General features: G+C 65.3%; 19 protein-coding genes and 1 other RNA gene. 8 read left to right on the top strand and 12 right to left on the bottom strand.

Going from position 1 to position 25190, the window contains the following annotated elements:
- Positions 1-100 precede the first annotated feature (100 nt).
- On the top strand, positions 101-1984 hold the full coding sequence (locus ACOOGG_RS16125) for an ATP-dependent DNA helicase (RefSeq protein WP_420436880.1): 1884 nt from the start codon (positions 101-103) through the stop codon (positions 1982-1984).
- 1 nt (position 1985) lies between these two features.
- On the opposite strand, the gene era is transcribed toward ACOOGG_RS16125, so the two are convergent.
- Positions 1986-2906 (bottom strand): GTPase Era, encoded by a 921-nt coding sequence (gene era / locus ACOOGG_RS16120; protein ID WP_420437629.1) that lies wholly within the window; start codon positions 2904-2906, stop codon positions 1986-1988.
- Positions 2907-2986: 80 nt separating this feature from the next.
- Here era and smpB point away from each other — a divergent pair, with 80 nt between their 5' ends.
- From smpB to ACOOGG_RS16085, 7 genes are all read left to right on the top strand, one after another.
- A complete protein-coding gene (gene smpB, locus ACOOGG_RS16115) occupies positions 2987-3502 on the top strand; it encodes an SsrA-binding protein SmpB (protein WP_420436878.1) in 516 nt (171 codons plus the stop codon).
- Positions 3503-3542: 40 nt separating this feature from the next.
- Positions 3543-3931, top strand: a transfer-messenger RNA (tmRNA) gene (gene ssrA / locus ACOOGG_RS16110).
- Positions 3932-4226: 295 nt separating this feature from the next.
- The gene (locus ACOOGG_RS16105) at positions 4227-4547 is read left to right on the top strand and encodes a hypothetical protein (protein WP_420436876.1); all 321 of its coding nucleotides are present in this window, start codon (positions 4227-4229) and stop codon (positions 4545-4547) included.
- A gap of 270 nt (positions 4548-4817) precedes the next feature.
- The gene (locus ACOOGG_RS16100; RefSeq protein WP_420436874.1) at positions 4818-5882 is read left to right on the top strand and encodes an IS110 family transposase; all 1065 of its coding nucleotides are present in this window, start codon (positions 4818-4820) and stop codon (positions 5880-5882) included.
- A 99-nt stretch (positions 5883-5981) separates the two neighbouring features.
- Positions 5982-6299, top strand: a complete 318-nt coding sequence (locus tag ACOOGG_RS16095; protein WP_420435385.1) for a transposase — start codon at positions 5982-5984, stop codon at positions 6297-6299.
- Positions 6296-7189 carry an IS3 family transposase gene (locus ACOOGG_RS16090; protein WP_420436872.1) on the top strand — a complete coding sequence of 298 codons (894 nt, stop codon included), beginning with the start codon at positions 6296-6298 and terminating at the stop codon, positions 7187-7189. Before ACOOGG_RS16095 ends, ACOOGG_RS16090 begins: the two co-directional genes overlap by 4 nt.
- 82 nt (positions 7190-7271) lie before the next feature.
- Positions 7272-11981 carry a hypothetical protein gene (locus ACOOGG_RS16085; RefSeq protein ID WP_420436870.1) on the top strand — a complete coding sequence of 1570 codons (4710 nt, stop codon included), beginning with the start codon at positions 7272-7274 and terminating at the stop codon, positions 11979-11981.
- A 749-nt stretch (positions 11982-12730) separates the two neighbouring features.
- Here the strand turns inward: ACOOGG_RS16085 and ACOOGG_RS16080 are convergent.
- From ACOOGG_RS16080 to ACOOGG_RS16030, 11 genes are all read right to left on the bottom strand, one after another.
- Positions 12731-13510: an SDR family NAD(P)-dependent oxidoreductase gene (locus tag ACOOGG_RS16080; protein WP_420436868.1), complete on the bottom strand. Its 780-nt coding sequence runs from the start codon at positions 13508-13510 to the stop codon at positions 12731-12733.
- 82 nt (positions 13511-13592) lie between these two features.
- On the bottom strand, positions 13593-14204 hold the full coding sequence (locus tag ACOOGG_RS16075) for a DNA-3-methyladenine glycosylase family protein (RefSeq protein WP_420436866.1): 612 nt from the start codon (positions 14202-14204) through the stop codon (positions 13593-13595).
- Between the two features lie 38 nt (positions 14205-14242).
- Positions 14243-15085 carry a hemolysin family protein gene (locus tag ACOOGG_RS16070; RefSeq protein ID WP_420436864.1) on the bottom strand — a complete coding sequence of 281 codons (843 nt, stop codon included), beginning with the start codon at positions 15083-15085 and terminating at the stop codon, positions 14243-14245.
- On the bottom strand, positions 15082-15615 hold the full coding sequence (gene ybeY, locus ACOOGG_RS16065; RefSeq protein WP_420436862.1) for an rRNA maturation RNase YbeY: 534 nt from the start codon (positions 15613-15615) through the stop codon (positions 15082-15084). The genes ACOOGG_RS16070 and ybeY overlap by 4 nt, the downstream gene beginning before the upstream one ends.
- Positions 15612-16511, bottom strand: a complete 900-nt coding sequence (locus ACOOGG_RS16060; RefSeq protein ID WP_420436860.1) for a PhoH family protein — start codon at positions 16509-16511, stop codon at positions 15612-15614. Before ACOOGG_RS16060 ends, ybeY begins: the two co-directional genes overlap by 4 nt.
- Before the next feature lie 48 nt (positions 16512-16559).
- On the bottom strand, positions 16560-16829 hold the full coding sequence (locus tag ACOOGG_RS16055; protein ID WP_420436858.1) for a helix-turn-helix domain-containing protein: 270 nt from the start codon (positions 16827-16829) through the stop codon (positions 16560-16562).
- A 98-nt stretch (positions 16830-16927) separates the two neighbouring features.
- A complete protein-coding gene (locus ACOOGG_RS16050; RefSeq protein ID WP_420436856.1) occupies positions 16928-17707 on the bottom strand; it encodes a sulfite exporter TauE/SafE family protein in 780 nt (259 codons plus the stop codon).
- 40 nt (positions 17708-17747) lie between these two features.
- On the bottom strand, positions 17748-19325 hold the full coding sequence (locus ACOOGG_RS16045) for a FadD3 family acyl-CoA ligase (RefSeq protein WP_420436854.1): 1578 nt from the start codon (positions 19323-19325) through the stop codon (positions 17748-17750).
- Positions 19326-19371: 46 nt separating this feature from the next.
- Positions 19372-20529 (bottom strand): CaiB/BaiF CoA transferase family protein, encoded by a 1158-nt coding sequence (locus tag ACOOGG_RS16040; protein ID WP_420436852.1) that lies wholly within the window; start codon positions 20527-20529, stop codon positions 19372-19374.
- 93 nt (positions 20530-20622) lie between these two features.
- Positions 20623-22071: an ABC transporter substrate-binding protein gene (locus ACOOGG_RS16035; RefSeq protein WP_420436850.1), complete on the bottom strand. Its 1449-nt coding sequence runs from the start codon at positions 22069-22071 to the stop codon at positions 20623-20625.
- Between the two features lie 66 nt (positions 22072-22137).
- Positions 22138-25149, bottom strand: coding sequence for an ABC transporter permease subunit (locus ACOOGG_RS16030; protein ID WP_420436848.1), 3012 nt, complete (start codon positions 25147-25149; stop codon positions 22138-22140).
- Positions 25150-25190 lie beyond the last annotated feature (41 nt).

Raw genomic sequence — 25190 nt, 5'->3', positions numbered from 1 at the left:
CCTGCACGGTACTCCCCTGCGAGCCCCGACAGGGTGCGGGAGAGAGCCAATTCATCCGATGCCCCCGTCAATATCACCGCACGGGGGTAGCGTCGGGGCGATGCCGGAAATCGCCGCGGTTGAAGAGGCTCTGGAATTGGCTATCTCGGCGCTGGAAGACGGGGGCGAGCGGCGGCCCGGGCAGCGGAAGATGTGCCAGGCGGTGGCCGAGACAATGGAGTCGGGCCGCCACCTGGTGGTGGCTGCCGGTACGGGAACCGGCAAGTCGCTGGCCTATCTGGTGCCACTGGTTCTGGGCGAAGGACCCTCGGTGGTGGCCACCGCCACCAAAACGCTTCAAGACCAGTTGGTCGACAAGGACCTCCCCCAACTCGCCGCGGCGTTGGACCTATCGGTGCGCTTCGCGGTGCTCAAAGGCCGATCCAACTACCTGTGCCTCCAGCGGCTCAAGGAGCACGCCGACGACGAGCAGCTGAGCCTCGCCATCGCCGAAGGCCCCAGGGTGGAAATCAACCGGCTGGCCGCGTGGGCCCAGCAGACCGACACCGGGGACCGCGCCGAGCTCGAATTCGAGCCCTCGCCCGCGGCCTGGGACGCGCTCAGCGTGTCAGGCAGAGAATGCCCGGGGGCGCAGCGCTGCCCTTCGGGCCCGGTCTGCTTTGCCGAGAAGGCCCGCCACCGGGCCGATGCCGCCGACATCGTGGTGGTGAACACCCACCTCTACTGCCTGCATCTGTTCAGCGATACGCCCATTCTGCCCGAGCACGACACGGTGGTAATCGACGAGGCCCACGGCCTGGAGGACATCGTGTCCGACACCGCTGGGCTGTCGCTGACCGGGGGGCGGTTCGACGAACTGGCTCGCAGCATCCGTGCCGTGGTGGCCGAATCGGCTGTCGCAGGCGACCTGGAAGACGCCGGGATGCGGCTGCGGGAGGCCTTGGCCCCGTTCCGCGACAAGCCGCTGCCCGCGCCCTTGCCGGGCGAGCTTCAGCGGGTGGCTGTTGTGGCTCGCGGCCGGGTTGAGCAGGCCGCCGTCGAGCTTCGGGCTGTGCCCGACGGCGCCCCCGGCGATGTCGCCCCCCGCAAGCTGCGAGCCATTTTGTCCGCCGGCGCTTTGGCCGAAGACCTGAACCGGGCGGTGGAGGCCAAACCCTCCGAGGTGGCCTGGGTGTCGGGCACCGAGGCTGCCCCCGCTTGGCGGATCGCCCCAATTCAGTTGGGCGATCTACTCAGGCAACGGCTGTGGGATCACACGACCGCAGTGCTGACCAGCGCCACCATCCCCATGAACCTGGGCGAGGTGCTGGGGCTGGAGCCTGACGAGCACCGCGCTATCGACGTGGGCAGCCCGTTCGACTTCGAGGCCAACGGGCTGCTGTATTGCGCCAAGCACCTGCCCGATCCCCGCAACCCCGGCTACGAGCCCGCCGTGCACGAGGAGCTGGCCGCCCTCATCGAAGCTGCCGGAGGCCGGACTCTCGCTTTGTTCACCAGCTACCGGGCCATGGACCGGGCCGCCGAGGTGTTGCGGGCCCAGCTCGACTTCGAGATTTACAGCCAGCGCGACCTGCCCAAACCCGAGCTGCTGCGGCGCTTCGCCGCCGAGGTGGAGAGCTGTCTGTTCGCCACAATGAGTTTTTGGCAGGGAGTGGACGTGCCCGGCGAGTCGCTGTCGCTGGTAACCATCGACCGCTTGCCGTTCCCCCGCCCCGACGACCCCCTGCTGGAAGCCCGCCGCGAGCGCTACGGCAGCGAGGCCTTCCGCCTCGTCGACCTGCCCCGGGCCGCCACCCGCCTCGCCCAGGGCGCCGGCCGGCTCATCCGCCGGGGCAATGATCGGGGCGTAGTAGCGGTGCTCGACTCCCGGATGGCCAAGGCCGGCTACCGCTGGGAGTTGGTGCGGTCCCTCCCCCCGTTCCCCCGCACCGCCGAACGCGACCGAGCCGTCACCCTATTGAGAATGATCCGGGACGGCGTCTGACCTACAGATCGGGGCTGGCCAAAGATCCCGGTCCGTAGCCCAGCCGATCGAGCATCTCAGGGCGGCGCTGCCAGTTCTTCTCCACTCCAACGCGCAGTTCCAAGAACACCCCCTCGGGAAGCTGGGCCCGAGCCGCGGTGCCCACCTTTTTGAGCACTGAGCCCTTCTTGCCGATCACCATCGGCTTCTGCGATTCCCGCTCCACCAATATCTCCACCTTGATGCGGGGCCACTCCCATTCGGTCACTGCCACGGTGATGGAGTGGGGAAGCTCCTCGTGAGTTGCGGCCAATAGCTGCTCGCGCACCAACTCGGCTACCCAGTGGGCCTCGGGCATATCGCGCACCATGTCGGCGGGATACAGCGGCGGGCCGGGCGGCATGAGCTGGCACAGCCGCTCGACCAAGGCATCCACCCCCTTGCCAGTGCGGGCCGAAGTGGGGAAGTACTCTGCGAACCCCAGGGCGCCGGCCGCGGCCAGCTGGGCCACCACCTTGGAGCGGGGGGCGGCGTCGATCTTGGTCACCACCACGATGGAGTCATCGCTGAGCCGCTCAGCGATGTACCGGTCGCCTCGGCCCAGCGGGCGGGTGGCGTCGATGCACAAACACACCACATCCACGTCGTCGGCCGCGTCGGCCGCGGTGGCATTGAGACGCTCGCCCAACGCAGTGCGGGGCTTGTGGATGCCGGGGGTGTCCACAAACACCACCTGCACCTCGTCGCGGTGCAAGACCCCCCGGATGGCATGCCGGGTGGTCTGGGCCTTGTCGGACACGATGGCCACCTTGGTGCCCAAAATGGCGTTTATAAGGGTGGACTTGCCCGAGTTGGGCCTCCCCAACAGCGTCACGAAGCCCGATCGGAAGCCCTCCCACAGATTCTGTTGGCCAGGGCTGCCGACCGACTCTCCCGTCGGCATGTCTCCCTGGTCGGCCACGGCGCCCAGACTACCCGTCAATTGCCGCCGCCTATCCCCCGTCGGCGGGGTACCTTGAGCCGATGGCCAGGTCGAAGCCGAGCTCGGGCGGCGAGCACGAGCCCACCAAAGTGGTGGCTACCAATCGCCGCGCCCGGCGCGACTACGAGATTATCGACGAATACGAGGCCGGCCTGGTTCTGGTGGGCTCAGAGGTGAAGTCGCTGCGGGAGTCCAACGTGACGCTCACCGAGTCGTACGCCCGCATCTATGATGGCGAGCTCTGGCTCCAGTCGCTGCACATTGCCCCTTACTCCCACGCCGCTGAATCCACCGGCCACGACCCCGACAGGCCCAAGAAGCTGCTATTGCACCGAGGCGAGCTCAACCGCATCAAGGCCCGCCTAGAACAGGACCGCCTGACGATGGTCCCCCTTTCGCTCTACTTCAAGCAGGGCCGGGCCAAGGTGCTGCTCGGCCTGGCCCGAGGCCGCCGCCGAGCCGACAAGCGCCAGGCCATCGCCGAACAAGACGCCCGCCGCGAAGCCCGCAACGAGATGGGCCGAGCGGCCAAATCGGGGGGATCACTGTCAGGCTGAGCCGATAACATGGCGGGGCACCTTGACAAGAAGTGCACACGGGGCTGATCGGTTTCGACGTTGGGACCGGGGGCTGCGCTGTGCGACCCGAGTTGCTCAGACTCGCAAAACGGGGCAACCAACTAAGCGGCAACGACCGTGAACTTCTCGCAGCCTGATCTTTCTGGCTTAGAGAAGCACCGCGACCGGTAACGGCACGCGGGGCCGGTCCACCGCAGCCCGGCAACAGAAGCGGTGGAGACAGTAGGGACAGACCACTGACGGCGGGAAAGACCGCTGACCCTGGGGAACAGACCCGGTGGCGGGCCCCCTAGCGGGGGCCAACCGACCCGGCGACGCAGTAGCCATCGACGCCGCACACCGGGAATGGTCGTATCACAGACAGACACCGCCCAGCGGACGGGGGTTCGATTCCCCCCAGCTCCACTTCCGGCCGATGCCGCTTCAACTCACCGCCACTCAAGTCAAGGCCATCACTGAACCGGGAAAACACGGCGATGGCGACGGGCTCTACCTTATTGTCTGGGGCACTGGATCCAAGTCATAGGTGAAGCGGATCTCGATTGACGGCCGCCGCCGCGAAATCGGATTGGGCGACTACCCGAAGGCAATCACGGCGGTTCACTGTTCTGTTTCAGGGGTCGCGGCTGTCGAGTGTCTGATGGCTGCAGGGCCAGTTTTGGTTGCGGCAGGTTTTCTGTTTGGCGGGTCCATGATTGGTGGCATGGCTGGTCAGGCGAGGCCGTTGAGCCGTATGCCGGTGTCGATTCCCGACGACATGGAAGACCGGACGCTTCCCAAGGCGACGGGGGTGGTGAAGCTGCCCGCCCATATCGCTTGGAGCCCGCCCTACACCTACGACTTGGGCCGTACCCGAAGCTTGCGCCGTGTCTATGCGAGGGTGATGACGGAGGGCCTCGACGAGGACGCGCGGTGGTTCATCGATCTCGATGTGCTGGTCGAGATTTGGGAGGAGCTGTACCTGTCGCCGCACGTGCGACAGGCGTGGAGCCGCTGGCTCACCCAGCGGGGGCTCGTCGGCTAGCACTGGGGCTCACCGACCTCCACCAAACAGTGAAGATGTGGGCGGGGAGCAGGCCGTCGGCATCTGACTTGCCACAAAACTGGCCCCGCGTGTTGCGGGTGCCTTGCCTGGGACTCGTCGGCGTCGGCGGTGTGCTCCTTGGACTTGTCAGCTGCGGCCGGTCCGGAACGAGCGACGTGACCTCATAGGAACCTGTGCGGCAGATGCCTCATCACTGTTATGTCCGTCCCGTCCCGGCACGCGAGCCGCTTCGAGAAGAAGGACAACAGCATGCCAGATCAGAACCAAACGGTGATCGCAGGGATCGACTGCCACACCGATTTCCATGTCGCCGCCGCGCTCGACCCCTTGGGCCGGGTGCTGGGCACCGAGTCGTTCCCCGCGACTTGTGCCGGCTATCGCTCGACCCATAGGTGGCTCGCGTCGTTCGGCCCGATCGCCGCGGTCGGCGTCGAGTCCACCGGATCCTACGGAGCGGCCCTGGCCCGGTCGCTGACCGAGCGGGGCTGCGCGGTGATCGAGGTCAACCAGCCGCACGCGCATCTGCGGTCGCGCCGCGGCAAGAACGACGCCATCGACGCCGAGGCCGCGGCCCGCAAGGTGCTCTCGGGCGAAGCGACCGCAGCCGCCAAACACACCACCGGGATCGTCGAGTCGATCCGCCAGCTCAGCGTCGCCCGCAGCGGCGCTGTCAAGGCCCAGGCGGCTGCGCTGTGCCAGCTCGGCGACCTGTTGGTCACTGCACCCGCCGCGCTGCGCGAGCAGCTCGACGGCCGCCGGACCCTGGAGGGCAAGGCCGCGGTGTGCGCACGGCTGCGGCCCGACACCAGACTCCTCGCCGATCCCGCCCAGGCCGCCAAAGCCGCTTTGCGCAGCCTCGGCCGCTGCATCGCCCAACTCGGCGCCGAAGCCGCCGAACTCGAGCGCCGCCTCGACCGGCTGGTCGCCGTCGCAGCGCCCACAACCCTTTCGCGCCTCGGATGCGGCACCCACCACACCGCCACGCTGCTCGTCGCCGCCGGCGAGAACATCGACCGGCTCAGCTCCGAAGCGTCGTTCGCCCACCTGTGCGGCGCCGCGCCGGTCCCTGCCTCCAGTGGACGCACCAGCCGCCACAGGCTCAACTTCGCCGGCAACCGCGAAGCCAACCGGGCCCTGCACATGATCGTCATCGTCCGGCTCCGCTACTGCGAACAAACCCGCAGCTACCTCGACCGACGTGTCGCCGAGGGCAAAACCAAAAAAGAAGCCATCCGCTGCCTCAAGCGCTACATCGCACGAGAGATCTACCGCACCCTCCGAGCCGACCTCGCCACCCTCAAAACCCGCACTTGACATCTATAGGAACATCCCAGGGACCACCACAGCCTGCGCAATACCCGGTGAGGTTTGAGCATCCCCCCTTTGGCCGGTCACCTCGATTAGGAGGTAATCATGTCATTGATGGAAAAGGAGAGGCCGCCGGGCAGGGCTAGGCGGCGTTTCACCAAGGAGTTCAAGGCTGACGCGGTGGCGTTGGTGTTGGACGGGGAAAGGCCGATCGCCCATGTGGCCCATGATCTGGGCATCGGGGCGACGAGTCTGGGGAACTGGGTTCGCCAGGCCCGCATCGACCGCGGGGAGAAACCGGGGTTGACGACTGAGGAGCGCTCTGAGCTGGTGCGGTTGCGCCGGGAGAACTCGAAGCTGCGGATGGAGCGTGAGTTGCTCAAACGAGCGACGGCCTTCTGGGTTCAGGAGTCGGGACAGTGACCCGCTATAGGTGGGTCGCTGCCCGGAAGGCCGAGGGATTCCCGACCACAAAAGCGTGCCGGGCCGCCGGTGTGAGCCGCCAGGCGTTCTACGACTGGTCTGGCCAGCAGGCCTCAGGGCTCAGCGCCAAAGCCTCAGCCGACGCCGAGCTGGTCGCCGCGATACGCAGCATCCACGCCGACTCCGGCGGCGCGTACGGGTCGCCGAGGGTGACCGCGGAGCTGCGCCGACAGGGCCGGCGGGTGAATCCCAAGCGCGTCTGCCGGCTCATGCGGCTCCACGGGATCTGCGGCATCCACAAGCGCCGCAAGCCCCGCTGGAAGGTCGCTGGCGGCTCCCGCCCGGCGCCAGCCGACCTGGTGCGCCGCGACTTCCGGCCCGGCCAGCCCGACCGGGTGTGGGCCGGCGACATCACCTACATCCCCACCGGCCAGGGATGGCTGCACCTCGCCGTCGTGTTGGACCTAGGGTCCAGACGGGTGGTCGGCTACTCCATGGCCGCCGACATGGCGGCCCGGTTGGTGGTAGACGCGCTGGACACTGCCGCCGCGTCCAGAGGCGGCCGCACCGGCGGGGTGATTTTCCATTCCGACAGGGGCCCGCAATATCTCAGCGGCGATTTCGCGTCGGCGCTGGCCCGCCACGGCATGCGCCAATCCGCAGGCCGGGTGGCAAATTGCTGGGACAACAGCGTCGCCGAGTCGTTCTTCTCATCCCTGAAAAGAGAGCTCGTCACACAGACCCGGTTCGCGACCCGAGACCAGGCCCGCCGCGAGGTCTTCTCCTGGATCGGCCGATACAACACACGCCGGATCCACTCCACCCTCCACTACCAGACCCCCACAGAATGGGAGAACCACCACCGGCAACGACTAAACCAAGCCGCATAAAACAAGTGACCAGCCAACAGGGGGAAGCCCAGTTCAGTTGCTAGTGTTGTGCGGCAGCGGACTGGGAGGTGTTGCGTCGGCGATGAGGCTGTTGGTGTGCGTGGCGGTGTTGGCGGCGGGGCTGGCCGCAGCTGGAAGTACTCCGGTGGCGATGGCACAAGACGACGTCCCCCAGAGCGCGGCGCATAGGTGTTTTGAGCATCACAGTTTCGGCGCCCAGCCCGTCGACGTGGCCAAGACCGCCGACGGCCAGACCGTGCTGGCCCAGGTGAGCTGGGGCTACCAGCACACCATCGGCTGCTACCTCACCCTCAACGACGTCGCCCTGGCGGTACTGCGGGCCGCCCCTGCGCCCCAGAGCCTGCCCAGTAAGGAAACCGAGGCGTCAAGAGAGTGCTTCGGGCACCATGAGTTCGGCCAGCAGCCCGTCGACGTGGCCAAATCCGCGGATCGCCAAATCGTGCTCGCCCGCCTCAGCTGGGGCTACCACGACGCCATCGGCTGCTACCTGGTGCTCGACGACACCGCCCTCACCACCCTGCGGGCCGCCGCCCAACCAGATTCCACGCCCGACCCGACACCGGATCCCACGCCCGACCCGACACCGGATCCCACGCCCGACCCGACACCGGATCCCACGCCCGACCCGACACCCGACCCCACGCCCGACCTTTCGGAGATTGTCGGCATTGCAAGCATCTCAGCCGGAGACAGTCATTCGTGCGGGTTGCTCGCCGACGGCGCCACTGTGTGCTGGGGCAACAACGACTGGGGCCAGGCGGACGCGCCTGCGGGCCAGTTCACCGCAATCTCAGCCGGGGGTTGGCATTCGTGCGGGTTGCTCGCCGACGGATCCGCCCCTTGCTGGGGCAACAACGACTGGGGCCAGGCGGACGCGCCTGCGGGCCAGTTCACCGCAATCTCAGCCGGGGGTTGGCATTCGTGCGGGTTGCTCGCCGACGGATCCGCCCCTTGCTGGGGCAACAACGAATGGGGCCAGGCGGACGCGCCTGCGGGCCAGTTCACCGCAATCTCAGCCAAATCATATCATTCGTGTGGGTTGCTCGCCGACGGATCCGCCCTTTGCTGGGGCAAAAACGAAGGGGGCCAGGCGGACGCGCCTGCGGGCCAGTTCACCGCAATCTCAACCGGGCTATATCATTCGTGCGGCTTGCGAGCCGACCACGCCATCGTTTGCTGGGGCAGCGACTACCATGGGCAGGCCTCGGCGCCAGAAGGGGAATTCGCCGCGGTATCGGCCGGTGACCGCCACTCGTGCGGGGTGCAGGCCGACGGCACCGCGGTGTGCTGGGGCAGCGACTACCATGGGCAGGCCACACCGCCGGAAGGGGAATTCGCCGCGGTATCGGCCGGTGACCGCCACTCGTGCGGGGTGCAGGCCGACGGCACCGCGGTGTGCTGGGGCTACGCCGGCTCTGGAAGAGCAGAGGTTCCCGAGCCGCAGCCCGGCCCAGTGTCGGTGGGCCGGCAGCACTCATGCCGGGTCCAGGCCGACAGCACCGTCGAGTGCTGGGGCGACAACGGCTCTGGGCAGGCCGCCGCTCCAGACGGAGAGTTCTTGGCGGTGTCAGCCGGGAATTGGCATTCGTGCGGGGTGCGGGCCGAACTAACCGTCGAGTGCTGGGGCGACAACGGCTCTGGGCAGGCCGCCGCTCCAGACGGAGAGTTCTTGGCGGTGTCAGCCGGGAATTGGCATTCGTGCGGGGTGCGGATCGACCAGACCGCAGTGTGCTGGGGCGACGACTGGGCCGGCCAGGCGACGCCGCCGCCTGGCCGGTTCATCGCGATCTCAGCCGGCGACTCCCACACCTGCGGCCTGCGAGTCGGTCGGACGATTCGCTGTTGGGGACGCGACCTCTACGGACAAACGGCGGCACCGGAAGAGGAATTCGCCGCGGTATCGGCTGGTGACCGCCACTCGTGCGGGGTGCAGGCCGACGGCACCGCGGTGTGCTGGGGCAGCGACTACCATGGGCAGGCCTCGGCGCCAGAAGGGGAATTCGCCGCGGTATCGGCCGGTGACCGCCACTCGTGCGGGGTGCAGGCCGACGGCACCGCGGTGTGCTGGGGCAGCGACTACCATGGGCAGGCCACACCGCCGGAAGGGGAATTCGCCGCGGTATCGGCCGGTGACCGCCACTCGTGCGGGGTGCAGGCCGACGGCACCGCGGTGTGCTGGGGCTACGCCGGCTCTGGAAGAGCAGAGGTTCCCGAGCCGCAGCCCGGCCCAGTGTCGGTGGGCCGGCAGCACTCATGCCGGGTCCAGGCCGACAGCACCGTCGAGTGCTGGGGCGACAACGGCTCTGGGCAGGCCGCCGCTCCAGACGGAGAGTTCTTGGCGGTGTCAGCCGGGGGTTGGCATTCGTGCGGGGTGCGGGCCGAACTAACCGTCGAGTGCTGGGGCGACAACGGCTCTGGGCAGGCCGCCGCTCCAGACGGAGAGTTCTTGGCGGTGTCAGCCGGGAATTGGCATTCGTGCGGGGTGCGGATCGACCAGACCGCAGTGTGCTGGGGCGACGACTGGGCCGGCCAGGCGACGCCGCCGCCTGGCCGGTTCATCGCGATCTCAGCCGGCGACTCCCACACCTGCGGCCTGCGAGTCGGTCGGACGATTCGCTGTTGGGGACGCGACCTCTACGGACAAACGGCGGCACCGGAAGAGGAATTCGCCGCGGTATCGGCTGGTGACCGCCACTCGTGCGGGGTGCAGGCCGACGGCACCGCGGTGTGCTGGGGCAGCGACTACCATGGGCAGGCCTCGGCGCCAGAAGGGGAATTCGCCGCGGTATCGGCCGGTGACCGCCACTCGTGCGGGGTGCAGGCCGACGGCACCGCGGTGTGCTGGGGCAGCGACTACCATGGGCAGGCCACACCGCCGGAAGGGGAATTCGCCGCGGTATCGGCCGGTGACCGCCACTCGTGCGGGGTGCAGGCCGACGGCACCGCGGTGTGCTGGGGCAGCGACTACCAAGGCAACGAAGACGACCGATTGATTTCGCCTGGCGAACTAGTCTCAGTGAGCCAAGGAATGTCCAAATTCGGGCATTTGTGCGGTGTGCGGACCGATGAGACTGCATTCTGCTGGGGCCTTAACGATCATGGACAGCTAAATGTTCCTGCCGGGGAGTTTCGGGCAGTGTCAGCCGGAGGCTCTTATTCGTGTGGCTTTCGGGTTGACCAAACCGTCGCGTGTTGGGGCGACAACAAACATGGGCTCTTGGATGCGCCCAGCGGGGAATTCTTGTCAGTGTCGGCTGGTTCTGAGCATTCGTGCGGGGTGCGGGCTGACCGCACGGTGGTGTGCTGGGGGTCCGATGACAGTTCTTGGGGAACCCGCAATGGCAAGGCGACGGCCCCCGGCGGGGAGTTCTTGTCAGTGTCGGCTGGTTCTGGGCATTCGTGCGGCTTGCGAGCCGACCACGCCATCGTTTGCTGGGGCGACAACGGCTCTGAGCAGGCCGCCGCTCCGGACGGAGAGTTCTTGGCGGTGTCAGCCGGGAATGGGCATTCGTGCGGGGTGCAGGCCGACGGCACTGCGGTGTGCTGGGGCATCGACGACTACGGGCAGGCCTCGGCACCAGACGGGGAATTCGCCGCGGTATCGGCTGGTGACCGCCACTCGTGCGGGGTTCAGGCCGACGGCACTGCGGTGTGCTGGGGCAGCGACGACTACGGGCAGGCCTCGGCACCAGACGGGAAGTTCTTGTCAGTGTCAGCCGGGAATAGTTTTTCATGCGGGGTGCGGACCAATGGCACAGTGGAGTGTTGGGGGACTATTAGGCGGCCCTACACCGGAACCGTTGATGTCCATGTGTTCTATTGTGCATCAGAGAGCCTGGGCTATACCGATGCTGACCTGCGGCGCGAAGTTGATGAGCTCAAACAGGTTGCCGATTTCTTCGGGATGCAGTCGTCAGGCTCAGTAAGCCTTCGCCTCGTTCCGGCTGCCGTCATATCCCCTGATGCGGATTCGGACATCCTCTTGCAGAGTGACCTATCGAGTCAGGGGATCTGTAAGTATAAGATCAAGCACCGGTGGAATACTCGACATGTACTCGTACTGTTTGGTGAGTATTTAACCGCTGCTAGCAAGGACCGCCAAGATGTTCCAGGAGGGTCCTTTGCATTCGCGGCAACACTTGAGAAACGCCGTGCGATATTTTGTGGCAGTGACGACACCCCTCGTCGTGTACGTGATCTGACCGATAACGTACTTTGCGCAAACCCGGCTAAAGATTTCCAGGTGTCTCCCCTTATAGATAACTACCTGAATAGCATTATCCATGAGATTGGCCACTCGGTGTTCAAGCTGGATCATCCTCTGGACTGCTCGGTCATGAGCTACATCTGCTATAGATATTGGAGGATGGGGTGCACCCACATATGGTTGCTGGGATGGCCTCCCCCCGATGAGTGCCCCACGGACCGCTCAGATGCGGATGTGGAGCGTTCGGCGTATATCAGCCTAAATCCAATTACATCTCATAACTATTGTGGCTTGCGAAGTAACGGCACTATTGACTGCTGGGGGTTGAACGTTTCTGGGCAGACGGATGCCCCCGAGGGTGTGTTCACCATCATTTCCACTGGCAGTAATCATAGATGCGGCTTAAGAGACGACGGCGTTGTCAAATGCTGGGGCGACAACAGCCACGGGCAGGTTGACGCGCCGACCGGTACCTTCGTCGCAGTGCGCGCCGACCAAAACTACTCATGTGCCACCAGAGCCAACGGCACCGAGAAATGCTGGGGAGACCACAACAGGCCATAGCCAGCGCTGCGGGGTCTGGTCCGAACCGGGCGATCGGCCTTTCCCCGTGCAACACCAACGCCACCGCGTCAGCCTTGAACTCCTTGGTGAAACGCCGCCTGGCCCTGCCCGGCGGCCTCTCCCTTTCCATCAATGACATGGATACCTCCTAATCGAGGTGACCGGCCAAAGGGGGGATGCTCATGACATTGGATTCTGCTGTCATGGATCTTGGGAGGTTGACCTCGGTAGAGAGTCCCTCACCTTTTGGAATTGCGTTGCTTTCGAGTTCGAGTAGCCGCCCCCGTTGCGAGAGGTAACCCGTAGGTAGGGCCAAGATGTCGTCGCTTCGCGCTCGAGTCGCCTGCTTTCAGACCTTCTGCTGTTCCTTCGAAGCCACCTCTACCTTGCACACAGTCTGCCCGCCCTGCCCGACAAACCAAGGGGGATTTCTTGGCTCAGGGCAGGCTGCTCTAAAGCCGATGACACCTTGGTTGAAATCCACTCATCTCGGTGCCAGGTCAATCGGGTGCACCACGACTGCCTGCCGGAATAACGGACCCTCTAGTAGGAATGGATTCTGCGGCTTCAAACTGACAAGTCGATAACCACATCGACGTGGCAAAAGGTGTGGGAAGAACAGCAATAGATAACAAGATATGGCCCCTTTGCTGGCACTTCTCCAGAGATTCGATTCCCCCCAGCTCCACTCTGATTGCGTTGTTAAGTAATTTTGCTCAATGGCGCAATCCGGGCCGTGGCCAGCAACCTCAACCGGGGGACCAGGCTAGGCCGCCGTCGACTTTGATGATGGCACCGGTGGTGAAGCTAGAGGCGTCGGACGCTAGATACAGGGCGGTGCCGACGATCTCGTGGGGTTCCCCGCCCCGGCCCAGCGGGATGCTGCGGGCTGCTGACTGGTTGAACGACTCCATATCCCACGCGGCAGCCACATCGGTGAGAAACGGACCGGGCATGATGCAGTTAACCCGCACAGCGGGGGCGTAAACCCGTGCTAGCGCCCGGGTGAGGTTGTTGAGCCCGGCCTTGGCCATGGCATATGGGACCTCTCCTTGGGTCGGCTGCACGGCAGCTCCGCTCGACACGTTGATGATGCTTCCGCCCCGGCCGGTTTGCACCATGTGGTCGCCCACCAGCACCGACAGCCGGAAGGGGCCCTTCATGTTGAGACCGACCACCGAGTCGAAGAGCCGTTCGCTCACATCAGCCAGCGACGCATACAGCGGCGAACTGCCCGCGTTGTTCACCAGTACGTCGATGGCCCCGAACTGGTCGATCACTCGAGCCACAAACGGCTCTAGCTCGTCCCAGCGCCCGACATGGAGGGCCAGGCCGAGAGCTTCCTGGCCGGTCTGCTCAGAAATCTCGGCAGCCAGCGCCTCACAGGTCTCCAACTTCCGGCTGGCCACCACCACCGTGGCCCCTCGCTCGGCAAAGCTCAAGCACATCTCCCGGCCCAAACCCCGGCTCCCTCCGGTTACCACCACTACCCGGCCGTCGAGGGAGAAAAGATCGTCTTTATCGGCCACCGCAGACTCCTCGGCCCGTCGTCACTCGCCGGGAGAGTACACCACTGCTCCGTGGCAGCCTTCAGCTCGCTGCCTTCAGGAGTCAGACCTCGGTGGCTCGCCAGCAGTACCAGGCGGCGATGCTGCGGTAGGGGCGGAAGGGGTGGCCTAGGGGTTCCAGTTCCTCGGCGGTGGGGGGCTCGGTCCCGCCGTGGGCCAGGCCGTAGCCCTTGCGGACCCCGAAATCACCCACCGGCCAGATGTCGAGGCGGCGCAGCGAGAAGATCAGGAACATCTGGGCGGTCCAGGTCCCGATACCCCAGACCTGGGTGAGCTGATCGATCACGTCCTGGTCGGACAGTCGGCCGAGTTTGGCCAGATCCAGCGAGCCCTGCTCGCAGTGGGCGGCTAGATCCAGCATCGCCCGGGTCTTGGCCCCCGACAGCCCGGCATCCCGCAGCGGCCCCTCCCCCAACGCCAACACGGCATCGGGCGCCCAGAGCGGCGTCTGGTCGCGCACCCGCCCCCAGATCGCAGCGGCTGCTTTGCCGGCTAGCTGCTGATAGGCGATCTCGCGGCTCAGCACCTCGAATCGCTCCCCCACGGTGGGCTTGGGCCCGAAACGGGCCGGCCCGAACCGCGCCATGAGCCCGGCCATCACCTCTGAGGCATCGCTGAGCGCCCGGCTGGCCTCGGTCAAGCTCACACTGCCCACTTCCTGCTCCTGTGCAAATTTCGAACTGAGTCTTCAGGTCAGGTCTGAGAAGAAGCGGGAACCGGCTTCACGATCACCCGGGCGATGCGCCGCCCGGTGACCCGTTCTACCAGCAGCTCCCATCCGTCTACTACCAGCGTCTCCCCTTCTTCGGGCACATGGCCCAGGGTGTTGAAGATCAAACCGCCCACCGTGTCCCAGTTGCCGTTGGGCAGCGGCGCGCCCAGCACCTCGCTCAGCTCGTCTATGGGCACCCGCCCGTTCACTCTCACCGTGCCGGGCGATACCCGCTCGATCATGGGCTCTTCAACGTCGAACTCGTCGACGATCTCTCCCACCAACTCCTCGATGAGGTCTTCCAGCGTCACGACTCCAGCGGTGCCCCCGTACTCGTCCACCACGATGGCTATGTGGAACTTCTCGGCCTGCATCTCCCGCAGCAAAAGGGAGATGCGCTTGGTCTCGGGCACGAAGCGGGGGTCTCGAGCCACCGCCACCGCAGGGGATTCGGCGCCTTGCTCCCGCTCGGCCCGCATGAGGTCTTTGGCGTGGACCACGCCCACCACGTCGTCTATGCCCTCGCTGTAGACCGGCACCCTGCTGTATCCATGGTCGATGACAATGCCGATGGCCTCTGCCACCGTGAGCCGGTCGCTCATGGCCACCGTATCGGTTCGGGGCACCATCACCTCTCGAACCACGGTGTCGCCGAACTCGATGATCTGGCCGATCAGCTCCCGCTCCTCGGGCTCGATGGCATCGGACGCCTCAGCCGCCTCGGCCATGGCCAGCAGCTCTTCCTCGGAGACTTGCGGCGACTCCCGGCGCCAACTGGCCCGCACCAGTCGCCGCAACAGCCCGAACCTGCCGAGGACGCTCATGGCGACCCGGCCTGAGAACCAGCGAAGGAGTCGGCAGACGATGCCAGCGCGAGCAATTCCCGCTCCCTTTCCTCCATCTTCTCGGCATCTGTGTCGTCGATGTGGTCGTAGCCCAGCAGATGCAGGGTGCCGTGTACTACGAGCAGGCCCAGCTCATCGTCGATCGCCTGGCCGCGGTCCACGGCGTTGGCAGCAGCCACAGACGGGCAGATCACCACATCGCCCACCAAGCGGGGTTCGTCGTCGGCGCGAGGGGCGCTGCCGTCGTCCGCGCCGAAGGCCAGCACATCGGTGGGCTGGTCGATGCCCCGGTGGGCGGCGTTGAGCGCGGCCATCTCACCGGCAGCCACGAACGAGAGACCGGCCTCCCAGGGGGCATCCACCCGCTCTTCGGCCAACACCCGACGCATCAGCCCCGCCCAGCGCTGTTGGGACACGAGCAGGTCTTGCTGGCGGTCGGACACGACGACCACCTCGCTATCAGAGTCGGATTCCGGGCATCTAGTGCCCGCGTCTGCGTCAGCCGTCACCGCTGGGCCCGCTCATAGGCGTTCACGATGTCGGCCACGATGGGGTGGCGCACCACATCGCGAGAACTCAGATGGACGAATGATAGGCCGTCGATGCCCGTCAGGATTTTCTCCAAGGAGACCAGCCCGCTGCGACCCCCCTCCACATCTACCTGCGTAACGTCGCCGGTCACCACGGCTCTGGAGCCGAAACCGATCCGGGTCAAGAACATTTTCATCTGCTCGGGGGTTGTGTTCTGGGCTTCGTCCAAGATTATGAAGCTGTCGTTTAGGGTTCGGCCCCGCATGTAAGCCAGCGGGGCGATCTCTATGACCCCTCTATCGATCAGGGACTGCACTTCCTCGTTGTCAAGCATGTCGTAGAGGGCGTCGTAGAGCGGGCGCAGATACGGATCGACTTTGGCGATCATGTCACCGGGTAGAAATCCGAGGCGCTCCCCCGCTTCCACCGCGGGCCGGGTCAGGATGATCCGCTCCACGGTATGGGCCTTCAGCTCGCGCACTGCGGTGGCCACCGCCAGCCAGCTCTTGCCCGTGCCGGCCGGACCAATGCTGAAGGTGATGATGTTGGCCCGCATGGCATCGACATAGCGGCGCTGGCCGGCTGATTGCGGCCGGATGACCCGGCCCCGGTCCGACCGCAGCACGTCGGTGTCCATCACTCCCGAGGGGCTCTCGTCTGCCTCCACCATGTTGATCGCCCGGCCCAGCGTACGGGGATCTAGCTGGTGGCCACCTTGCACCAGTTGAACCATTTCGTCGAACAGACCGGCCACGCGGTCGGCGTCTTGGCCCGACACTGTGATCCGGTTGCCCCGCACAAAAATATCGGCGTCGGGGAACGATCGCTCGATCTGGCGGAGATGCTGGTCGCGCTCACCCAGCAGGGCTGCCATGAGCCCATTGCGCGGAATGTCTATAGTGACCGGCGCGGCGGTGGTCATTCAGGAGTCGGCATCTGCGTCGCTGTCATCGCCCTCATCGTCATTGCCGGTAGAGACGGGATCGGGATACAGGTGACCCAGTGTGCCGGGCTCGATTCGACTGCGCTCGATGAAGGCATCCACATCGGCCTGTTTGACCCGGATCACCCTACCCATCCGATACGCGGGCAAGCCGCCTTCGTTAATGAATCGGTACAGCGTTCTGGTGGTGATACCCAGCCGCTTGGCCGCGGTCTCGGTGTTCAGCCACATAATCTGAGTATCGCTCATCCGCCTTAACCCTATCCCATTCTTTTGCCGCCTCACCGCAAAACCTTGGGACTCGATCCAGCTTCAGTACGACCGCGCAAAGCAACAGCGCGGGCTTCTCACACCGCCTCTACAGGTGGAGGAGCATCATTGACGTGACGAAGCATCTGCACCGCGCTGACGATTAGCAAGATGGCGAACAAGTTGGCCGACAAACGAGGGCTGAGCTCGCTGGCACCCAGCGCACCGACAAACGCCGAGGCCACCCCGGCAACGCCAACCACTAGCGCCGCCTTCGGGTTGATGTTGCCAGAGGTTCGATTCCGCACAGTGCCGATAACGGAGGTAGGAAGGATCACCAGCAGCGAAGTGCCCTTGGCGGTAGCGTCTGCAAAGCCGAACAAAAGGATCATGGCCGGAATCATGATCACTCCCCCGCCCACCCCCATAGTCCCCGAAAGCAGCCCGGTGAACAGGCCGCAGGCAATGTAGGCAAAGGCTAGGCCCAGTGTGATGTCGCTGTGGCCGTCGGTGTCGGGGACGACGGCCAAAAAGCGGGCCGCAGTGGCCAAAAGCAACAGGGCAAAGCCGATCCGCAGCATTCGGATGGGGACGCTGTTCAGCAACGAGGTGCCGACGGTGACCCCAACGGAGGAGCCCGCGAAGATGAGCAGGCCGGGCAGCCAAGCCACTGAGCCTTCTAGAAGAAACCCGCCCAATGCGGATGCAGAGATGAGCACCATGGCCCCCAGCGATGTGCCGTGGGCCCTGCGCTGTTCCATACCCAACAACAGCACCAAGCAGGGAACCATAAGGATCCCGCCGCCGACTCCGAACAGACCCGAAAGGAAGCCAGTGGCCACTCCGACCCCAACCGGCCCCCACTTCGAGATGTTCATGACATGCCGATGATTGCAGTGTCAGGAGCTATAACAGCAGTCACTCGGCGGCGGCTTGCTCGCGCAGCACGTACTTCAGCACTTTGCCGGAGGCGTTGAGCGGGAGAGCATCGGTGAATCGCACTCGGCGAGGCACCTTGTAGTTGGCCATTTGATCGCGGCACCAGCCGATGATCTCGGCATCCGAAGGGTCGGCCCCGGGGACGGGCACCACGTTGGCCACCGCCACCTCGCCGAGTCGGTCATCAGGCATCCCGATCACGGCCACCTGCCCGATTTCGGGATGGGCCAGCATGATGTTCTCGATCTCAGCTGGATAGGCGTTGAACCCGCCAACGATGAACATGTCTTTCTTGCGGTCGGTGATGTCAATGTTTCCGTTGGCGTCCATCACGCCAATGTCTCCGGTGTGGAGCCAGCCGTTGGCATCGATGGTCTCGGCGGTCTGGGTGGGATCGTCCAGATAACCGCGCATGACGTTGTAGCCCCGTACCACAATCTCACCAGGCTCGCCCCGAGGCAGCTCATTGCCGTCGTCGTCAGTGATCTGCACCTCCACGTTGGGTATGGCTCGGCCCGAAGTGTTGGCGATGGTCTCGGGGTCATCGTCGTGGCGGCACATGGTGGCGATTCCCGACGCCTCAGTAAGCCCGTAACCGGTGACAATGGTCTCGAACCCCAGCCTGGCCCGCATCTGGAGGATCATCTCTACCGGGATGGCGGCTGCCCCGGTCACCGCCAATCGCAGAGTGGACATGTCGAAGCTGTCCAATTCAGGGTGGTTTAGGATGGTCTGGTAGATGGCTGGCGGGCCGGGGAGCATGGAAATGCTCTCCTCGGGTACCCGGGCCATCACCGCGGGAACGTCGAACACCGGATGGGGGATGTTGGTGGCCCCGGTCATGAGACAGGCCAAGATGCCCGAGTTGAGGCCGAAGGCATGGAAGAAGGGGTTGATGATCAGGTAGCGGTCGCCGGCCCGCAGCCCGATCACCTCGCACCATGACTTGAACCCGCGGCATATGGCCGAGTGGATGAGCATGGCCCCCTTGGGCAGGCCGGTGGTGCCCGAGGTGAACATGATGTGGCACAGGTCGTCGCCGCTCACCGCAGCCGACCGGGCGTCGCCGTCGGCCTCGACCACCTGGTCGGCCCGCTCCAGGAACTCGGCGAAACCGGTCGTCCCGTCAGGCACGGTCCCTCGCAGCACGACGATCTCGTCAAGGCATTGGCCGCCGTCGGCGTCGCGCAGCAGGGCCACATAATCGTTGTCCAGGAAGTCGGTGACGGTGAACAGGATGCGGGCCCTTGACTTCTGGAGGATGAAGTCGGCCTCTCGGCCCTTGAATCGGGTGTTCACTGGCACCAGCACGCCGCCGGCCAAGTGGATTCCCAGCCCGGCCACCACCCATTCCCAGATGTTGGGAGCCCACACTGCCACCCGATCGCCGGGCTCAATTCCCGAAGCCATCAGCGCCCGGGCCGAAGCGCGAATGCGGTCGCGCAATTCGGGAAAGGTCCAGCGCACATCGCCGTCCACGAGCGCCTCTAAATCGGGGAATCGACGGGCCGCGTCGTCAACCAATTCGCAGATTGTGTTCCACGATCCTTCGGACATGGCTGCGACCCTAATTCACTGCTTTCGGCTCAACGGAGTTGGCCGGCTAGTCGGCGGACCGTACTGCGCCTTGTTGAACGAGCTGGGCAATTTCATCGGTGCTCAAGCCGAGATCGTCGGCCAATACCGAGCGGGTGTCCTCGCCCAGTCGGGCGGAGCGGTGGGTGACTCCCACGGTGGCGTCGCTCATGGCGAACGGTTTGGCCGGCACCGGAATGCCGGGACGGATCTCGGCTATGAGACCCCGGTCGGCGGCCCAGTCGGTTGCGGCTAGCTCGGCTACCGAGCTAATGCGGGCCGCGGGCAGCGGTTGGCGCTCAACTACTTCGGCCAGATCCTCGTAGGTCGAGAAACCGGCCACCAGACCTCGCAGCACGGCAAGGGCCTCCTCGCGGGTGGGTTGGTCGGGGCAGTCCTCGGCGTTGCCTCCTAGAGCGGCCACCCATCGGGGCAACATAGCTTCGGGGTTGCCGATCAGCGACACCGCCTGGCCGTCGGCAGTGCGGGCAACGGCGTAGTTCCAAGTGTCGAAATCCCTCGGCCCTTCGTAGCCCGAAATGTCGTTGCCCGCCTGGTCGTTGGCGTAGACGAGGGTTTCGGCCATAGCGATGTCGAGGTGCTGGCCGGTGCCAGTGTGCTCCCGCTGGTAGAGCGCGGCCAGCACCGCGGATACCGAGATAAACCCGGCGTACAGGTCGCCGTGCTGGTGGATCTCCTGGAGGGGCTCGGCCTCCCGCAGGCGGGCAGCCAGTTCGATGGTGCCGGCGACGGCGTGCATCATGGGTGCGTGGGCTCGGCGATGGGTCCACGGCCCGATCTGGCCGAACCCGGTGATGGAGCAGAACACCAGCCGGGGGTTGCGGGCCGACAGCTCTTCATACGACAAGCCATAGCGGGCCATGACGCCGGGGCGGTAGTTCTCCAATAGCACATCGGCCCGATCGGCCAGCGCGGCCACCAGCTCGGGGGCACCTTCGGCTTTGAGGTCGATGCAGATGTTGCGCTTGCCCGCGTTCATGTGGCTGAACGTAACCCCTATGCCGTCGGAGTCCACCGGCGGGACCGGACGGGTGAGGTCGCCGGAGGGGGGCTCAACTTTGATGACGTCGGCGCCAAGGTCGGCCAGCACCCGGCCGCAGATAGGTCCTGAGAAGATCCGGGTGAGGTCCACCACCCGAATGCCGTCCAGAGGCCCTTTAATCATCGCCGTTTAGCAGCCGCAGACGCGGCCGTGCCCGAACCGCCGCCGGTAGGGCAGCCGATCGGGCACGGCACGGTCGTTATTGATTCAGTTGGCTTAGCGGCCGGGGTCGCCGTAGCAGACGAACGGGTAAGCCACCACGTAGTCGGCGTCCACCACTTGCACCATGCCGGTGCAGTCGGGGGCAACTACGTGGTCGGCTGGCCACTTCACCGGGCCGAGGGCACCGGACTGCTGGGTGGTCTCGAAGCCGTCGATGTTGACCGCCTGGTAGAAGCTGCCGGTATTCAGGTCTTCACCGGCAGCGGCGATCATCTGAATCATCAGATCGGCCGACCAGTAACCCACCAGGCTGCCGAAGCCGGGGAAGGCCCCGACTTCTTCATAGTCCGCCAGAAGCTGCTGGATTGCCGGCTCGGAGTCGTCCAGCGGGGGCACCTGGGTCACGGCGTAGCCGCCCTCCAAGGCCTGGCCCAAGTCGGGGCTGGACCCGGGGAGGCCGGGAACGTAGGTCAGGTAGTCGGCCACCGGGCCCTCATATCCTGAAGCGGCAATGGTTGCCTTGAGGGTGATGGCGCCGGCGAAGTCGGTGGACAGGATCACCAAGTCGGGGTCGTGCTCTAGCACCGTGTTGACGAATCGGGTTGGATCGGTGATCCCCCCCCCGGTCTGGGTGGGCACGAAATCGTTGAAGGCCAGCTTGCCGGCCCACAGATTCTCGTACAGCGCATGGCCGGCACGACCGGCGTCGTCATCACTGTTGAAGATGCCGACCACTATGTCTTCGGTGCCGAAGAAGTCGTACCAGATGTTCTGGACCGACACGAGGGGATCAGCGCCTTCGACTCCGAAGGCAAAGCCGCTCAGGCAGCCGTTGAACCCGAAGCCCCAGTCGTTGGGAGCGCAGAATCCGGGCATGAACCCCCAGCCGGTGAACGGCACCTGGTTCTCGGCCAGGTAGTCGGTGGTCTGGGGGAGCGAGACCGCCGAGGTGACCATGATGCCGAACACCTCGTCGTTCTCCACCATGCTCCGGGCCCCCTCGAAGTTGGCCTGCGGATCGCTGCCGTCGTCCACGTACTGGACCAGCTCGACCATCCGGCCGCCGGGCAACTCGCCGTCGCGGTTGGCCCGCCCGAGGCGGGCGTTGATCCCGTCGGTGAACCCCCCGTAAAGCGCATCCTGGGTCATAGCACCTAAGCGCACGGCGTCGTCCGTGACGCCCCTAGTGGAGGGCTCGAAATCTATCTCGTAGGTGAAGGCGCCCCACGTGCGGGAGGTCGCCATCTCGTCGTCCATGGGCTCGTCGTCATCCATGGGCTCGTCGTCATCCATGGGCTCGGGGTCGTCCATAGGCTCGTCGTCATCCATGGGCTCGTCGTCATCCATGGGCTCGGGGTCGTCCATAGGCTCCTCGGCGGGCTCTTCAGCCGGCGCGGGAGCGGTGTCTTGGTCCGGAGCGTCGTCGTCGTTTCCGCATGCAGCGGCCACCAACATGAACGCGGCCAAGAGCGCGAGAAGCTTGTACAACAGTGATTTCTTCATGTCCCCTCCGAATGTAGGAATTCCGACATAGTAGGACAGCGCCTACCGGCTGTCACCCTGAGCCGGTCAGTCTGAATTGGCGGTTGCCTCGCCGAGATAAGCAGCGTCGAGCTGGTCGTGATCCACCTCAGATCGGGGACCGTGCCAGGTGATGTGGCCCAAGCTGATGAACGCCACCGAGTCGGCGATCTCCAAAACATCGCGGGCCTTCTCCTCTACCAGCAATAGGGCCACGCCCCGCTCTTTGAACTCGATAAACAGTTCCAGGATCTGGTTCACGATCAGCGGGGCGAGGCCCAGCGACGGCTCATCGGCGATCAGCACCTCGGGGGGGTGGGCCAACAGCGGAGCCAGGGTGAGGATCTGCTGCTCTCCTCCGGAGAGGTTGCCGGCCAACTGGTTCTGGCGCTCCCCCAAGATGGGGAACCGCTCGCAGCAAAGCTCACGGTCGTCGGGGTTAGGCAGCCAGAGTTGCATATTCTCCCGAACAGTCAGCCCGCTGAAGATGCCCCGGGCCTCAGGGGCCAACACGACGCCCCGGCGGGCACGGCGATGACTGCGCAGCGCCGTAATATCTTCCCCGTCGAGCCGGACAACACCGTGGGTGGCAGGCAGAAGGCCGGAGGCCACCGCACAGGTGGTGGACTTACCCGCACCGTTGGGGCCCAGCAGCGCAGTGATCTCGCCCCGGGGCACTGACAGGTCGATCCCATGAAGGGCCTCCACTAGGCCATAGCTGGCCCGCACTCCCACGAGTTCCATGGCTGGCGGATGGTCGCCGGCGTACTGGTCGCCCGATGATTCGGCTGACTCTGGAATCTCCGAAGGCTCCAAGGCAGCCATGACGGTGGTCGGACTACTGACATCGGCTGGAGCTTGTTCGGCAACGACAGCACCCTCGTTCCATGCCGCCAGACGCCGGCGCCAGGCGTCGCGGCGGACTCGGTTCTGAGCAGCGGTGAACGCCAAGATTCCATCGGGCTCTCGGGCCAGTTGCATGGCACCGATACCGAACATGAAGGCGGTGATGTTGCGGGCTTCGTCGTACTGGTCGAACCCGTCCCAGTCGATGGGATACCAGGAGTACACCCGGGCCAGGCAGATGAAGGCCAGCACCGCCAACACGCCGATTATGGGCAGCGAGAACGGCAACCCGACTTGGCGATCCCGAATAGCGGTGGCCACCGCCGCCGCCCCGAAAACCGACGCCACCAGCACGACGTGCCACGACTCCATCCACTCCCAGTGCCAACCGGTGCCAAATGTGTGTCCGCTGGCCGCCACCATGATGCCGGCCATGACCGCGGCGCCGGGCCGGCGGATTCCGACCAAGATAACCACCGCCAGCCAGAACAGCCCGGCTTGAGTGGTTGCGGTGAACGGGGTCACATTGCCGATGAACGCGGCGAAGAACACCCCGCCGAACCCGGCCAACAGCGCGGAGAGGGCAAACACTGCGAGTTTGGTGCGGACCACCGAGTGCCCCGAGGTGGCCGCGGCCGGCTCGGAGTTACGCACCGCGATGATGGCCCGGCCGGTGACCGAGCGCTGGAGGTTCCGCACCAACCAGGCCGCAGCCAGCACCAGAATAACCAATAGCGCCGCAAGAGATTTCTCATCCTCAAAGTCGAAGGGGCCCAACTTGGGACGGGGGATGTCCCACCCTTTGGTGCCTTGCCCGTTCTTGAACCAGCTCCACTCGAACAGCACCCGCTCGCTCATGAAGGCCAGCGCCAGGGTGGCCAGGGCCAATGGCAAGCCACCCAACCGAAGGGCGGGCAGGGCCACGATGACGCCAAGCACTCCGGCGATTATCACCCCCACGATCAGCGCGGGAATGAACGGCAGCCCGGTCTTGTCCAGGATCAGACCGGCGGTCATAGCGGCCATGGTCACGAAGGCAGCTTGGGCCAAGCTGACCATGCCGCCAAGGCCGGTGAGCAGCACCCAGGACATGAACACCAAGCCAAAAGCCAGGCCCGTGACCCACAGCCCCAGCCAGAACTGATCGGCGAATATGAAGACCTGAAGCACGATGAACACCGCGCCTAGCACCCAGGGCAGGCGCACCCGCCACGCGGGGAGGTCGTTGGTGTAGTCGGTCGCTGGGGGAGCGTCGGCCACTACCCCGCTGCGGCGGGTGCGCTCCCGGGCCATGAACAGCAGTCCCACCAACAGCACCACAAACGGAACCGAGCTCTCGAATCCTCGAATGTCTTGCGCAAAGGTTGCATACCGGCCCACCCAGCTGGTGACCACGCCCAAAGCCACCCCCCCCGCAAACGCCAGCGGTATAGAGCGAAGTCCGCCCACCACCGCGGCCGCGGTGGCGATGAACATAAACACGTTGTACTGATTGGACTCGAGCGAGTTGAACACCGGGGCGCCTACTACTCCAGCCAGCCCGGCCAGCATGGTGCCGATGATCCACGCGGCCGATGAGGTGAACGACTCGCTGACCCCTCGCAAGCCGGCCAGGTCAGGGCGGTCCACCACTGCCCGCATTTGGAGTCCAATACGGGTGTGGCGCATCAGCGCCCATAGCGCCCCTGCCACAACCACGGCCACCACCAGCACCGCCCACTGGTTGCTGCTAATACGCAGGTCGAAGCCGCCGAGATCGTAGGTCCAGGTCTCGCTGGGCACCTTCCACACCCCAGGGGTGAGGAACACGTAGTCGGTGCTCTGCAGGCCCCAGTCCCACGTTTTGGTGCCCAAGTCAACGAGCAAGTCGGTTAAGGCAGGCAGAGCCACCAGAATCCCGATGGTGGCCATTACTTTGGCCGCGTCGTTGGCCCGGGCCAGAGGGCGGAACACCGCCACGTTAAGGAGCTGGCCCAGCAGCGGGCAGAACACCACCACCACGAGGAAGAACGACAGCAGCCGCATGCCCAGGCTCTCGATGCCCAGGGCATTGATGAGCTGGAAGTAGAGCATCGCCGAGGTGTAGGCGATGCCCCCGTAGGCCAGGTTGAAGATGCCGGTGGAGGTGTAGCTGAGCGTGAGCCCAGCGGCGATCAGCGAGTAGATGGAACCGGCGATGGCCCCGCTCACTAGCAATTGGATGAACTCGCCCACCCGACTACTTCCCCCTCAACTATTCGACCTGCGCCACCTTA

It is taken from the genome of Candidatus Poriferisocius sp., from assembly GCF_965214065.1.
GTDB lineage: Bacteria > Actinomycetota > Acidimicrobiia > Acidimicrobiales > Bin134 > Poriferisocius.
The sequence above is the reverse complement of the archived record's forward strand: the minus strand, read 5'-3'. Positions and strand labels throughout refer to the sequence as shown.

Coding starts and splice junctions, on each gene's coding strand:
- ACOOGG_RS16070 (WP_420436864.1), bottom strand. CDS start 15,085: ATGAGCGTCCTCGGCAGGTTCGGGCTGTTGCGGCGACTGGTGCGGGCC.
- ACOOGG_RS16125 (WP_420436880.1), top strand. CDS start 101: ATGCCGGAAATCGCCGCGGTTGAAGAGGCTCTGGAATTGGCTATCTCG.
- ACOOGG_RS16055 (WP_420436858.1), bottom strand. CDS start 16,829: ATGAGCGATACTCAGATTATGTGGCTGAACACCGAGACCGCGGCCAAG.
- ACOOGG_RS16050 (WP_420436856.1), bottom strand. CDS start 17,707: ATGAACATCTCGAAGTGGGGGCCGGTTGGGGTCGGAGTGGCCACTGGC.
- ACOOGG_RS16100 (WP_420436874.1), top strand. CDS start 4,818: ATGCCAGATCAGAACCAAACGGTGATCGCAGGGATCGACTGCCACACC.
- ACOOGG_RS16045 (WP_420436854.1), bottom strand. CDS start 19,325: ATGTCCGAAGGATCGTGGAACACAATCTGCGAATTGGTTGACGACGCG.
- smpB (WP_420436878.1), top strand. CDS start 2,987: ATGGCCAGGTCGAAGCCGAGCTCGGGCGGCGAGCACGAGCCCACCAAA.
- ACOOGG_RS16040 (WP_420436852.1), bottom strand. CDS start 20,529: ATGATTAAAGGGCCTCTGGACGGCATTCGGGTGGTGGACCTCACCCGG.
- ACOOGG_RS16095 (WP_420435385.1), top strand. CDS start 5,982: ATGTCATTGATGGAAAAGGAGAGGCCGCCGGGCAGGGCTAGGCGGCGT.
- ACOOGG_RS16105 (WP_420436876.1), top strand. CDS start 4,227: ATGGCTGGTCAGGCGAGGCCGTTGAGCCGTATGCCGGTGTCGATTCCC.
- ACOOGG_RS16060 (WP_420436860.1), bottom strand. CDS start 16,511: ATGGCAGCCCTGCTGGGTGAGCGCGACCAGCATCTCCGCCAGATCGAG.
- ACOOGG_RS16035 (WP_420436850.1), bottom strand. CDS start 22,071: ATGAAGAAATCACTGTTGTACAAGCTTCTCGCGCTCTTGGCCGCGTTC.
- ACOOGG_RS16085 (WP_420436870.1), top strand. CDS start 7,272: ATGAGGCTGTTGGTGTGCGTGGCGGTGTTGGCGGCGGGGCTGGCCGCA.
- era (WP_420437629.1), bottom strand. CDS start 2,906: ATGCCGACGGGAGAGTCGGTCGGCAGCCCTGGCCAACAGAATCTGTGG.